The sequence below is a fragment of the Sphingomonas metalli genome, from assembly GCF_014641735.1.
GTDB lineage: Bacteria > Pseudomonadota > Alphaproteobacteria > Sphingomonadales > Sphingomonadaceae > Sphingomonas > Sphingomonas metalli.
This window is the reverse complement of sequence record NZ_BMIH01000002.1, coordinates 882,926-894,380: the sequence shown is the minus strand read 5'-3', so window position 1 is coordinate 894,380 and position 11,455 is coordinate 882,926. Positions and strand designations below refer to the sequence as shown.

The window sequence follows — 11,455 nt, the reverse complement described above, 5'->3', positions numbered from 1 at the left end:
CCCCAAATGGAGCAGCTTACCACTGGCAGGATTTCTCTCCGCCGCACCGGCACCTATGCCGGCGCTCCCGTGGCCGGGTTTGTCACCGCCCTACACATTGAGCAGGCCGGCAGATGGCTGTGGCCGGGGTTGCACCAATTTCGGCGGTATCCGGACGGGTGTGGTCGTCTGGACGGTGATCGGTACGGATGCGGGTGGCAGGGGTTGTCGTCCGGCCGGAACGCATCCGGTAACCACGGTCAGACCAGCAACGATAGAGAGACGACGGTACAGCGAATCAAACGACAATGAGGCTTCCCTTTCCGAGCCTTCTAATGGCCTCCTCAGGGAGCGGAACGGAAGCAAGGAGCCTTGGCCGCGCATCGCGCTCGGCTTGCCGCACAAACTGTTCCGGATGCGCTGCCGAAGGACAATTCGACCAAGAAGGATAGTCCGGACAAGAGCTTGGGGCTAACGGGGACCATGCGTCTTCCCGGCTCTCCTCTCCTCGCGCCGCTACTCATTATCACCCTGCTGATCAGCTTGACCGCTGCCGCCTGGACAGAGACATGGGCGGGTTCGGTTGTGCTTTGGACGCTCAGCGGTGCCATCGCCCTGATTGTGTTCGCGGTGCTCCTTCGTGATGACGACTAAAGGCGCACGGCGCGACATGCGTGATGACGATGGCATGAGGCTGGACGTCACAGCACTGCGAATGGCGGCGTCATGGTTGCGCCGAAGAGTGCGTGCCAGCGAGGCGTTCCTTATCCTTCTGGCCGTTGTAATCGGCGGTGCTGCCGGTCTGCTGAGTGTGGTGCAAGGCGCGATCGCCCGGACCATACAGCACCTGCTATTCGCGCTGCCAAGCGGACAGCGCCTGAGCTCGACGCCGGCGATCCCCGCCTTGGCGCTCCTCGCGCTGCCCCTCGGCGGTGCCATCCTGGCGCTGTTCTCGTGGGTCGTGAAGGCGCGAGCCCGGAAGATGGTCGACGCGGTGGAGGCCAATGCTCTGCACGGCGGTCGCATGTCGTGGAGCGACAGTCTTGTTATCTCCGGCCAGACGATCATCTCGAACGGCTTCGGCGCCTCGGTCGGCCTCGAAGCCGCCTATGCGCAGCTTGGGGGGCTTGTCTCATCGATCGCGGGCGGATGGTTCAGGCTGAGACGCGCCGACCTTCGCGTCCTCGTAGGGGCCGGTGCCGGTGCAGCCATTGCAGGGGCATTCGGTGCACCGCTGGCAGGTGCCTTCTACGCGTTCGAGATCGTCATCGGTGCCTACACACCCGCTGCGATCGCACCCGTTGCGGCAGCGTCGCTATCCGGCGTGCTCGTGGCACAGGGCTTCGGTGCGCAGCCTTACATCGTCGACGCGACGGTCGGCGAGCAGGTTCAGACCCACCATTACCTGATCTACGCCGGCCTCGGCGCCATCGCCGCGGCGATCGGCATCCTGCTGATGCGCGCCGTGGCCGATGTCGAGGCGCTGAGCCGACGCCTGCCGATCCGCGCCTCGTTGCGACCCATCATCGGAGGGGTGCTGCTTGTTCCGCTGGCCTGGCTAACACCCCAAGTCCTGTCGGCGGGTCACGGCGCCCTTCACATCGATCTGGAGTATGGCGTGCCGCTGATGATCCTGGCAGCCATTCTCGTTCTGAAAAGCGCGGCATCGATCGTATCGCTGGCCTTCTGTTTCCGAGGCGGACTCTTTTTCGCATCGCTCTTCCTCGGCAGTCTTCTGGGCCAGCTCTACGCGGGTGGACTGGGTTGGCTTGCAGGGCATCCGCTGGTCGATCCTACTAATGCAGCGCTGGTGGGGATGGCGGCGCTGGCCGTTGCGGTCGTCGGGGGCCCGATGACGATGGCGATGCTGGTGTTGGAGGCGACGCACGACTTCTCCCTCGCCGGCGCGACCATCGCCGCTGGGCTGGTATCGTCGACGATCGTACGCGAGACGTTCGGCTATTCCTTCTCGACGTGGCGTCTCCATCTTCGTGGAGAAACCATCAAGAGTGCCCGCGACGTCGGTTGGGTTCGCACGCTGACCGCCGGACGGATGATGCGGAAGGTAGAGCGGGCGACGCCCGCCCGGATCACTGTCGCCGAGTTTCGACGGCTTTTCCCGTTAGGATCGACGAGCCGGGTCGTGGTGATCGACGATCAGGATCGTTACGCTGGGATCGTACAGACGGCCAGCGCCTTTGCTGAGGGTGTGTCGACAACAGACGCGGTCGGAACGCTCGCGATCCACAGGGAGCAGGTTCTGGAGCCTGACGAAGGCATCAAGGAGGTCATGACAGCGTTCGATACCGCAGGAGCCGACGAAATGGCCATTGTCGCCGGTGACGGCAAAGTCCTCGGCATTCTATCGGAATCCTATGCCCGACGACGCTATGCCGAGGAACTGGACAAGTCTCAGCGCGAGATGTTTCGCGAGGATTGATATTTGACCACGACGAGCTGATTTGCTCGTCGCAGTTAGAAGGAGAGAATGTCAGGAGCGTCCGGTCCGCTATCAGACGCATCGCGGCAGACCGGACTATTCCGCAGCTGGGCCGAAGCGGTTCAAAGGCACCTTGAGGAAAGCCGTCCCGCACGCCTCCGCATCGGGGAGCCGGCCGCCACGAATGTTGACCTGAAGCGCAGCGAGCATCAGGTCGGGTAATGGCAGCGAAGCGTCGCGCTTCTCGCGGGTCGCCACGAACTCCGCCTCGTCTATGCCGTCGCGCACATGGATGTTGTCTCGGCGCTGGTCCGCCACGGTCGAGCGGCCGACTACCTCGCGACCGTCCTTGCCGTAGTCATGCCCGACATAGGTGGCGGTTTCAGGCGAGAGGTCGAGGATAGCGCGGATCGAGCGCCAAAGCGCGTGCGCGTCCCCGCCAGGGAAATCCGCCCGGCTCGTGCCGCTGTCAGGCACCATAAGGGTGTCGTGAACGAACGACGCGTCACCCACGACATAGGTGATCGAGGCGAGCGTGTGGCCGGGCGACAGCATGACGTGCGCGTCGAGCGAGCCGATCCTGAACTGCTCGCCATCGGCGAACAGGCGATCCCACTGGCTGCCATCGACGGGCAGGTCGGGCAGGCAGTAGATGTCCTGCCAAAGCTTCTGCACCTCTATGACCTTGGCGCCGATCGCGGTTTTGCCACCTGTCTTTTCAGCAAGGTACGGAGCAGCGGAGAAGTGATCGGCGTGGGAATGGGTATCGAGTACCCATTCTACTGTAAGACGCTTCGCGCGCACATATTCGAGGATCAAATCGGCATTGTCGGTTGCGGTCGCACCGGCGCGCGGATCGAAATCGAGGACCGGGTCGATAATCGCGGCGACCTTCGTGGCCTCGTCAACTACGACATACTGGAAGCTGCCGGTGCGCTCGTCATGGAGTGACGCGATCGTCATGCCCTTGTGATTATACTCGATCATGTTTCGTATCCTCTCGCATCGTCAGCTTTCTTCCCGCGCACGCGCGAACAGCCGTTTGAAATCGCCGGTGTCGATCGCGCCCATCACCAACAGGCGACCGGCAAGATAACCCGGGGTGCCGGCTAGCCCGATCGAATAGGCTTCCTGACCGTTCGCCCGCAGGCGGGCTGCGACAGCGTCAGCATGGGCCGCAAGCCAAGTCGTCGCGCGCAGCCAGTCGCCGCCAGCGCGCATCACGACGTCCCGCAGCATTGCGTCGTCGATCGTGCGGCTGTCCGTCATCAACGCACGGTGGACGACTGGGTAAATCCCTTGCTCGGCGCACGCGAGCGCCACGCTTGCGGCACGTTCGGATGGTGGACCGAAGATCGGCCAGTCCTTGTAGATGACCCGCACCTTGCCGTCGCGCTGCACAGCCTCTTCCAGCGCGGGAAACCCGTGACGGCAAGCCGGACAACGATAGTCGCTGAACACGGCAAGCCGGAGCGTAGCGTCGGCAGGCCCGTCCTCAGGCGAGCCATTGCCGGCCAGGATCAGGTCAGCGGTCGGCCCGACGTCGCGCCCGATCGGGGCGGTACGCCACAGAACCTGCCCGACTGCCCAACCACCCACGACCACCGCGCCTAAGCCGGCAAGCTGTCTCCGATTGAGCGGCCCGGGCATGGTCAGCGCGCCGCAGGTTTTTTGCGCGCTTCCGCGACGAGACGATGCAACGTCGGGAGATCGACAGCACCGGCGACGACCTGCGAGCCGACGATCAACGCCGGCGTTCCGTTGAAACCGATCGCTTGGGCGATGCTATCGGTGCGCGTGAGCAGTGCGTCGATTTCGGCGCCACGCGTCTTCAAATCGCGTTGCAGACGGGGCCAGTCGACCCTGGCTTTGGCAGCCGCTGCCTTGACGCCCGCGCTGTCGAGCCGCGCCGGCGAGGTCATGAGGGCCTCGTGAAAGGCGGCATGCCTGCCCTGCCATTGGCTCGCGACGGCCGCGCGTGACGCCTCACGCGAGGCAGGTCCGAAGATCGGCCAGTCCCGGTACACGACCCGTACTTTCGGGTCGGAGTGAAGCAGGGCGTTCAGCACCGGCTCCATGCGACGACAATAGGGGCAGTTGTAGTCAAAGAACTCGACCACCGTGACATCATAGGTCTTGCCCGCGCGCTTGGGAGCCGCGGGATCATCGACGACGGACTTGCGCGACAGATCGGGCTGCTGGGCCATGAGAGGCGTGATCGGTGCGGCGAAGGCAAGCGCAGCCAGGAGGCCCCGCGACAACAGGTTGCGACGGTTCATCGGTGTTTCCTTGCTAATTCGATTCCATCGGCGAGGGCAGCGCGTGACAATTCGCCGAGCTGGAGCTGCACGATCGTGCCGTCGCCTGCGACGAAAGCCGTTGCGGGATATCCCACCACCTTCAGGGCTTGGGAAAGCCCGCGATCGGGGTCGAGCGCGACATGCCGCGCACCGACACCTTCACGGTCGAGAAAGCCGCTGACGATCGCTTGTGCCTCGCCCTGATCGGCAAGAAGGATCGGGACCTCGCCAGGGCGCGATGCAACCGCATCGAGCATCGGCAGCTCACGCCGGCACGGGCCGCACCATGTCGCCCACAGGTTGACCACGAACGGCCTGCCACGGAGGCGATCAAGCGGAAGCGGAGCGCCGGACGGGGTCGTCAGGTTGAAATGATAGGGGAACGGGCCGTAGGTCACGGGAGGCATCAGGGCCTGAAGCGAGAACCAGAGGCCACCCGCAACAGCCAACGCTCCCCAGCCTGCCGCCAGCGCGCTTGAGCGGCCAAGCCGGGTGGCCAGCGTCGCCGCAGCGCCGAGAAGCCCTGCGACGGGGGAAAAGCCGCCCTTCCACACGGCAAGGATGGACAGCGGAGCGTCGGCGTAGCTCGACCAATGCGCTGCGACGTAACCGGTCCGCGCCGCGACCATTCCAGCGACGATGGCGCTGGTTGCGGCTGCCGATACGCGAGGGAAGCGGAACCGACCGGCCAGCGTCGTGAGGCCAAGGAACACGACGATGCATAGCACAGCAAGCCCGCGATCGACGACCAGCATCAGCGGCCCGATGGCAATCGCACCCCCCATCAGAGAAACGCGGCCGTGCTCTTCCAAATCATATAGGCCGCCACCACGAAGATCAGGACGGCGAAGACCGTGGTGAGCGTGCCGCCGGTGCCGAGGCGCTTCGCGATCCGCGTGCCGATCAGGCCACCGACAACCCCACCGGCGATGAACACGAAAGCGAGCGGCCAGTCCACCAGACCGGAAAACGCGTAATTGGCGGCCGTCGTCAGCCCGAACGCGGTGACGGCGACCAATGACGTGCCGACAGCGTTCAAAATCGGCATGCCCGTCGACCCGATCAGGCCGGGGACGATCAGAAAGCCCCCGCCGATGCCGAAGAAGCCCGAGAACAGACCGGTGCCGAGGCCATAGCCCAGCACCTTCGGTGCCTTTTCCCGGTTGCACTCCGCTCCCGGGCTACCCGTGTCACCCCGCCCGCGCAGCATCAGGACGCCGACGACGACCATGACCAGCGCGAACAGGAATAGGAGCTTGCCGCCGTCGACGGCCTTGCCCGCAGTGGAGCCGAACAGGGCACCGATGACGCCGGCGGTCGCATACATGCCGCCACAGCGCCATTTAACGGTGTGCGCCCTTGCATGACCGATCAGCCCGGTTGCAGCGTTAGCGGCGACCGCGAACGCGCTCGTGCCGATGGCGAGGTGGGCGTTGGGCACGCGCACCAGATAGACCATGAGCGGGACAGCGAGGATCGAGCCTCCCCCGCCGACCAGACCGAGGGTGAAGCCCACCAGGCTGCCCGACAGCGCGCCCAGCAGATACTGGATCGGTTCGAGGGTCATGCCGCCTTGCCGATCTCATGCGGAGCCGCCATCCACTCATGGCCTTTCAGCATGCCCTGCCAATAGATCGGGGGCAGCATCCGCTCCTTCAGGAACCAGGCCGCGCGCGTCGGGCGCGTGCCGTTCAGCAGCCACGACGGAAAGCTGGGGAGGAGTTTTCCACCATAGCCGAACTCGGCAAGGACGATCTTGCCGCGCTCGACGGTAAGCGGGCACGATCCATAACCGTCATAGTCGGCGACTGGGGCTTTACCATCGAGTGCGGCGAGCGCGTTGACCGCCACCACGGGTGCCTGCTTGCGGGCTGCCGCGGCCGTCTTCGCATTGCTCGTCCCGGCAGCATCGCCCAAGGCAAAGACGTCGTCGTACCGCTTGTGGCGCAGCGTGGCCTCATCGACCTCGACGAAGCCGTTTGCCGCCGCGAGCGGACTTTTGGCGACGACGTCATGCGAAACCTGAGGCGGCACGACGTGGAGCATGTCGAACTCGCGCTCGACCCGCTCGCTGACGCCGTCCCGCTTGTGCTCGAACGTGGCAATACGCCGATCGGCGTCGACCGCGACTAGGTTGGATTCGAGCCTGAGGTCGATCCCGTACTTCCCGACATATTCCATCAGCGCAGGGACGTAGGTCGCAACGCCGAACAGCGCCGGGCCGGCGTTGTGAAACTCGACGTCGATCGCTGGAAGAACACCGTGATCGCGCCAGATGTCGCAGGACAGGTACATCGCCTTTTGAGGAGCGCCGGCGCATTTGATCGGCATCGGCGGTTGCGAGAACAGCGCGCGTCCCCGCTGCAATTCCTGGACAAGCTGGCAGGTGTAAGGTGCCAGATCGTAGCGGTAATTGGACGTGACACCGTTGCGGCCGAGTGCTTCGGGAAGCCCGGCGATCTTTTCCCATGCGAGGCGCAGGCCGGGGGCGACGATCAGGACACGGTAAGCGATCGTATCCCCGTCGCCCAGGGTGATCGCCCGACGCTCGGGGTCGATGGCAATCGCAGGCAGCCGGATCCATTCGACGCCCTTGGGCATCACGTCGGCTTCCGCCTTGCGGGTCTGTTCGGGGGTGAAAACGCCCGCCCCGACCAACGTCCAACCGGGCTGATAATAGTGATCTTGGGCCGGATCGACGACCGCGATCGACACTTGGGCGTTGCGCTTCAGAATGCTGGCGGCCGTTGCGATACCCGCGGCTCCGCCTCCAATGATGACGATGTCGTAGGTCATTTGCCGGCCTTTCCGGAACGGCGGGCGAGCGCCGACTTCAGATCGGCCAGATCGTATCCGGCTGCCTTGGCCTGACCGATGATCGTCGCCGGATCGGCGTGATCCGCCTCCGCCAGCGCCCATAGGGTGGCCGCCCGCGTGCCGCTTCGGCAGAAGCCGAGCGTCGGCCCCGGCAGCGAGGCCAGCGCTTCCTTCATCCGGTCCGCATCGGCATCGGTCGCCTTGCCCGGCACGATCGGGACATGGGCGAACCCAAGGCCATGTTCTTCGGCGATCCGGGCCATTTCGTGCGCGCTCGGCTGCCCTGGCTCCTCGCCATCGGGCCGGCTCGAAATGATCGAGTGGTATCCTGCCTGTGCGGCAGCAGCGACGTCATTTCGGGTAAGTTGGGGAGCAGCCGAGAAGGACGATGTGATCTTCTTGAAGGCCATGTGACGTCTCCTATCCGGTCACGCCGAACGGCGTGGGGTGAGTGCGAAGCAGTGGATGGCTGCGCCGAGCGCCATTGCAGCGATGAAGAGCAGCGCGGGGGCAGGCTGGATCGCGAGTGCGGCGATGGCAGGGCCCGGGCACAGGCCGACAAGGCCCCAGCCTATGCCGAACAGGGCGGCACCGCCGATGAGGCGCGCGTCGATCGGCGACGTGGCGGGCGTATGGAATTGCTCGGCGACGATCGGCGTGGAGCGCCGACGCACGATGAGCCAGGCCAGCGCCATCGGCAGGATCGCTCCGGCCATGACGAAGGCGAGGGTCGGGTCCCAGGCACCGGCGACGTCGAGGAACGCCCGCACCCGCGCAGGATCGATCATGCCGGACACGGCGAGGCCGGCGCCGAACAGCGTGCCGCTCATGAGCGAAAGGAGGCTCTGGCGCATCACGATACCACTCCCGCCAGACGCATGAGGGTCACGGTGGCGATACCGGTCGCCATGAACGTACCCGTCGCAACGATGGACCGCGGCGACAGGCGCGACAGGCCGCAGACGCCGTGACCGCTGGTGCACCCCGCGCCGAGCCGCGTACCGATCCCGACGATCAGCCCGGCGACGGCGATCAGCCCAAGGGATGTCGGGAAGCGGGCTTCCACATCCACATCGGCCGCGGCCAGCGCCGCACCCAGCGGCAGCCCTGCCGTGAAAAGCAGTGCTGTCATCCAGGGAGCGCCCCCTTCGGAGAGGCCGAGGACACGCGCGAACATCCCGCTGACCCCGGCGATCCGACCGTTGCCCAGCAACATGATCGCCGCAGCGACACCGATCATCAGGCCACCGATGAAGCCGGCAAGCGGCATGGCATGGGGAAAAAATTCGGGCATCACAGCGCATCCAGTGGAATCTTGAGGTAGCGGGTGCCGTTGGCTTCCGGCGCCGGCAGATGGCCGCCGCGCATGTTCACCTGCACCGACGGCAGGATGAGCTTGGGCATCGCCAAGGTGGCGTCCCGACTGGTGCGCATCGCGACGAAGTCGTCTTCGTTCACCCCTTCGTGGACATGGACGTTGCCGACGCGCTGCGCGCCCACGGTCGTTTCCCAGACATACCGGTCGCGACCCGCAGCCTTGTAGTCGTGGCACAGGAACAGTCGCGTCTCGTCAGGCAACTGCATCAGCCGGCGGATCGAGCGGAATAGCTGGCGCGCATCACCACCGGGGAAATCCGCGCGTGCGGTGCCGTAATCCGGCATGAAGAGGGTATCGCCGGTGAAGACCGCGTCGCCGATGACATAGGCCATGTCGGCGGGGGTGTGCCCCGGCACATGCAGCGCGATGGCCTCGATGTCGCCGATCGCAAAACGGTCGCCATCGTCGAACAGGCGGTCGAACTCGGAGCCGTCGCGTTCGAAGTCGGTTCCGGCGTTGAAAATCTTGCCGAAGACGTTCTGCACGCGAATGATCTCGCGGCCGATCGCGAGCTGACCACCCAGCACCTTTTGCAGATAGGGCGCCGCAGACAGGTGATCGGCATGGGCATGGGTTTCGAGCAGCCATTCGATCGAGAGGCCGTGCTCCCGCACATATGCGATGACCGCGTCCGCTGATGTCGTCCCGGTGCGGCCTGCCGCGGCGTCGAAGTCCAGGACGCTGTCGACGATCGCCGCCTTCCGCGTGGCAGGGTCCCAGACGACGTAGGTCGCGGTGTTGGTCGGCTCATCGAAGAAGGAATGGACAATCGGCGCTCCTGCCGCCTTCGCACGTTCAATCTGCGCAACTGCCTTGTTTAACGCCGACTCCACGATCGTCTCCATTTATTGATTTCATGGTTTATGTAGTTGTATAATCTGCTTGCGTCAACGGGCTGCCCGTGCCATCTGAAAAGCATGGAAACGATGGATGCAGACGTACCGCGCTCGTTGCGCATCGGGGACGCGGCCCCGAATTTCATTGCCCGCACGACGCAGGGCGAGATGTCGCTCGATCAGTATCGTGGTCGTTGGGTCGTGTTCTTTTCGCACCCGGCTGATTTCACGCCGGTCTGCACCAGCGAGTTCGTGGCCTTGGCGAAGGCCGCACCGCAATTCGAGGAGCTGGATTGCGTCCTGCTCGGGTTGTCGGTCGACAGCCTGTATTCGCACGTCGCCTGGTTGCGCGCGATCAAGGATGTCTTCGGTGTAGAGGTGCCGTTCCCGGTCGTCGAAGACCCGTCGATGGCGGTGGGTTACGCCTACGGCATGCTCGACGAACAGGCCGGCGACGCCTCAGCCGTCCGCGCGACTTATTTCATCGATCCCGAAGGCATTATCCGTGCGCTCAACTGGTATCCGATGAACGTCGGGCGATCCGTCGACGAGATGCTCCGCACAGTCAGGGCATTGCAGCGTTCGGCCGATGGGCAAGCCTATACGCCGGCCGACTGGCAGCCGGGTGATGATGTCCTGCTGCCGCCTGCCTTGCCGGGTAGCGCCGGTGACGACTGGTTTCATCAGTTAAAGGCCGATCGATGACAGCGATCCATCAATCCCGCGCGATCGCCGATGCGGCGGTCGAAAAGCTGCGCGTGTTCGCCCAGCCTCAGCGCCTCATGATCCTGTCCTATCTGCTCGGCGGTGAGCGTCAGGTTGCGGACATAGAGGCTGCTACCGGCGTGACCCAACCGGCCCTCAGCCAGCAGCTTGCCGAGCTGCGCCGCGCCGATCTGGTGAAGACAAGACGTGAAGCCAAGCAGGTTCACTACCGGCTTGCCGATGACGCAGCTGCACTGTGCGTGCGCACGCTGGAAGCGATGTTCGGCGCTGACGATACAGCCGTGGAGGAAGCAGCTCCCGCTCCCCGTCCGGCGCGAGCGCGCGGGGCGTCGGTTGCCGCGCGGCCGCGAAACATGGGCGCGGCCGTGTTTGCGAGGGTCGGATGATCATTCCGGTTGTGGAAGGAAAAATGAGATGCGGCTTCCCGTTATCGCAGTTGCAGGATGCCTTGCCGTCATGAGCAGTGCCGGGTCAGCGGGAGGCACCGCTCAACAGCCCGTGATTGCCGGCTATGGCAAGATCACGCCGGTAGAAGGCGCGGTTGAGCGGCCGGACCGCTCCCTGCGCTATCGGGTACTGTTCAGCGTGACGAAGGCGGCGTCATCCCCCGACAAGGTCAATCCCTCGCTGGAGAAGGTCGCGCGCTTTCTGAATCTGCTCGGCGCGGACAACGTGCGGCCAGCACAGGGAGATGTGGTCGTGATCGTCCACGGCCCGGCGACACCGATTATTGCTGAAAATGGGGCGTATGCGACGAAAACCGGCGCTGCCACGAACCCTAATCTTGCCCTGATAGCGGCGTTGAAACGAGCAGGCGTGTCCGTTCGGGTGTGCAGCCAGGCTCTGGTCGGGAACGGGATTGCCCCTGCTGAGGTCGACAAGGTCGTCGAAGTCGATGTGTCGGCGCTTACGACGATGGCGACGTTGCAGATACGCGGTTGGGCATTGATCCCGGACTGATCGCTTTCACACTGTCCCG

The 11,455-nt window shown here is 64.7% G+C and carries 15 protein-coding genes; 5 read left to right on the top strand and 10 right to left on the bottom strand.

The features are described from left to right. The first annotated feature begins 351 nt into the window (after positions 1-351). Together IEX18_RS10275 and IEX18_RS10270 are read left to right on the top strand one after the other, a co-directional pair. Entirely contained in the window at positions 352-633 is a 282-nt protein-coding gene (locus tag IEX18_RS10275) for a hypothetical protein (protein WP_150426775.1), read from the top strand. A gap of 16 nt (positions 634-649) precedes the next feature. Beyond that, a complete protein-coding gene (locus IEX18_RS10270; RefSeq protein WP_229664497.1) occupies positions 650-2,419 on the top strand; it encodes a chloride channel protein in 1,770 nt (589 codons plus the stop codon). 96 nt (positions 2,420-2,515) lie between these two features. Here the strand turns inward: IEX18_RS10270 and IEX18_RS10265 are convergent, their stop codons facing one another. From IEX18_RS10265 to IEX18_RS10220, 10 genes are read right to left on the bottom strand one after another with little or no spacing between them, the layout of a single operon-like run. Then, on the bottom strand, positions 2,516-3,406 hold the full coding sequence (locus IEX18_RS10265; protein ID WP_188658604.1) for an MBL fold metallo-hydrolase: 891 nt from the start codon (positions 3,404-3,406) through the stop codon (positions 2,516-2,518). Positions 3,407-3,427: 21 nt separating this feature from the next. Continuing rightward, entirely contained in the window at positions 3,428-4,069 is a 642-nt protein-coding gene (locus IEX18_RS10260) for a DsbA family protein (protein ID WP_188658603.1), read from the bottom strand. A 2-nt stretch (positions 4,070-4,071) separates the two neighbouring features. Continuing rightward, the gene (locus IEX18_RS10255) at positions 4,072-4,698 is read right to left on the bottom strand and encodes a DsbA family protein (RefSeq protein WP_188658602.1); all 627 of its coding nucleotides are present in this window, start codon (positions 4,696-4,698) and stop codon (positions 4,072-4,074) included. Beyond that, positions 4,695-5,474, bottom strand: a complete 780-nt coding sequence (locus IEX18_RS10250) for a TlpA disulfide reductase family protein (protein WP_229664496.1) — start codon at positions 5,472-5,474, stop codon at positions 4,695-4,697. The genes IEX18_RS10255 and IEX18_RS10250 overlap by 4 nt, the downstream gene beginning before the upstream one ends. A 29-nt stretch (positions 5,475-5,503) precedes the next feature. Further along, a complete protein-coding gene (locus IEX18_RS10245; RefSeq protein ID WP_188658601.1) occupies positions 5,504-6,286 on the bottom strand; it encodes a sulfite exporter TauE/SafE family protein in 783 nt (260 codons plus the stop codon). Beyond that, on the bottom strand, positions 6,283-7,515 hold the full coding sequence (locus IEX18_RS10240) for an NAD(P)/FAD-dependent oxidoreductase (protein WP_188658600.1): 1,233 nt from the start codon (positions 7,513-7,515) through the stop codon (positions 6,283-6,285). Before IEX18_RS10240 ends, IEX18_RS10245 begins: the two co-directional genes overlap by 4 nt. Continuing rightward, positions 7,512-7,946 carry a protein tyrosine phosphatase family protein gene (locus IEX18_RS10235; RefSeq protein ID WP_043060757.1) on the bottom strand — a complete coding sequence of 145 codons (435 nt, stop codon included), beginning with the start codon at positions 7,944-7,946 and terminating at the stop codon, positions 7,512-7,514. The genes IEX18_RS10240 and IEX18_RS10235 overlap by 4 nt, the downstream gene beginning before the upstream one ends. Before the next feature lie 18 nt (positions 7,947-7,964). Then, positions 7,965-8,390: a DUF6691 family protein gene (locus IEX18_RS10230; RefSeq protein ID WP_043060756.1), complete on the bottom strand. Its 426-nt coding sequence runs from the start codon at positions 8,388-8,390 to the stop codon at positions 7,965-7,967. Then, entirely contained in the window at positions 8,390-8,830 is a 441-nt protein-coding gene (locus IEX18_RS10225; protein WP_043060755.1) for a YeeE/YedE family protein, read from the bottom strand. Before IEX18_RS10225 ends, IEX18_RS10230 begins: the two co-directional genes overlap by 1 nt. Continuing rightward, positions 8,830-9,759 carry an MBL fold metallo-hydrolase gene (locus IEX18_RS10220; RefSeq protein WP_174521626.1) on the bottom strand — a complete coding sequence of 310 codons (930 nt, stop codon included), beginning with the start codon at positions 9,757-9,759 and terminating at the stop codon, positions 8,830-8,832. The genes IEX18_RS10225 and IEX18_RS10220 overlap by 1 nt, the downstream gene beginning before the upstream one ends. A gap of 72 nt (positions 9,760-9,831) precedes the next feature. Between IEX18_RS10220 and IEX18_RS10215 the strand changes: the two genes are divergently transcribed. From IEX18_RS10215 to IEX18_RS10205, 3 genes are read left to right on the top strand one after another with little or no spacing between them, the layout of a single operon-like run. Next, a complete protein-coding gene (locus IEX18_RS10215) occupies positions 9,832-10,455 on the top strand; it encodes a peroxiredoxin (protein WP_043060754.1) in 624 nt (207 codons plus the stop codon). Continuing rightward, positions 10,452-10,862: an ArsR/SmtB family transcription factor gene (locus IEX18_RS10210; RefSeq protein ID WP_043060753.1), complete on the top strand. Its 411-nt coding sequence runs from the start codon at positions 10,452-10,454 to the stop codon at positions 10,860-10,862. The genes IEX18_RS10215 and IEX18_RS10210 overlap by 4 nt, the downstream gene beginning before the upstream one ends. A gap of 28 nt (positions 10,863-10,890) precedes the next feature. Continuing rightward, a complete protein-coding gene (locus IEX18_RS10205; RefSeq protein WP_373284538.1) occupies positions 10,891-11,436 on the top strand; it encodes a DsrE family protein in 546 nt (181 codons plus the stop codon). Positions 11,437-11,455: the final 19 nt, after the last annotated feature.

Bases quoted from the DNA above. Each gene is read 5' to 3' on its own strand.
- IEX18_RS10250 (WP_229664496.1), bottom strand. From the start codon at position 5,474: ATGCTGGTCGTCGATCGCGGGCTTGCTGTGCTATGCATCGTCGTGTTC.
- IEX18_RS10270 (WP_229664497.1), top strand. From the start codon at position 650: ATGCGTGATGACGATGGCATGAGGCTGGACGTCACAGCACTGCGAATG.
- IEX18_RS10255 (WP_188658602.1), bottom strand. From the start codon at position 4,698: ATGAACCGTCGCAACCTGTTGTCGCGGGGCCTCCTGGCTGCGCTTGCC.
- IEX18_RS10235 (WP_043060757.1), bottom strand. From the start codon at position 7,946: ATGGCCTTCAAGAAGATCACATCGTCCTTCTCGGCTGCTCCCCAACTT.
- IEX18_RS10230 (WP_043060756.1), bottom strand. From the start codon at position 8,390: ATGCGCCAGAGCCTCCTTTCGCTCATGAGCGGCACGCTGTTCGGCGCC.
- IEX18_RS10240 (WP_188658600.1), bottom strand. From the start codon at position 7,515: ATGACCTACGACATCGTCATCATTGGAGGCGGAGCCGCGGGTATCGCA.
- IEX18_RS10220 (WP_174521626.1), bottom strand. From the start codon at position 9,759: ATGGAGACGATCGTGGAGTCGGCGTTAAACAAGGCAGTTGCGCAGATT.
- IEX18_RS10265 (WP_188658604.1), bottom strand. From the start codon at position 3,406: ATGATCGAGTATAATCACAAGGGCATGACGATCGCGTCACTCCATGAC.
- IEX18_RS10225 (WP_043060755.1), bottom strand. From the start codon at position 8,830: ATGCCCGAATTTTTTCCCCATGCCATGCCGCTTGCCGGCTTCATCGGT.
- IEX18_RS10205 (WP_373284538.1), top strand. From the start codon at position 10,891: ATGCGGCTTCCCGTTATCGCAGTTGCAGGATGCCTTGCCGTCATGAGC.
- IEX18_RS10210 (WP_043060753.1), top strand. From the start codon at position 10,452: ATGACAGCGATCCATCAATCCCGCGCGATCGCCGATGCGGCGGTCGAA.
- IEX18_RS10260 (WP_188658603.1), bottom strand. From the start codon at position 4,069: ATGCCCGGGCCGCTCAATCGGAGACAGCTTGCCGGCTTAGGCGCGGTG.
- IEX18_RS10245 (WP_188658601.1), bottom strand. From the start codon at position 6,286: ATGACCCTCGAACCGATCCAGTATCTGCTGGGCGCGCTGTCGGGCAGC.
- IEX18_RS10215 (WP_043060754.1), top strand. From the start codon at position 9,832: ATGGAAACGATGGATGCAGACGTACCGCGCTCGTTGCGCATCGGGGAC.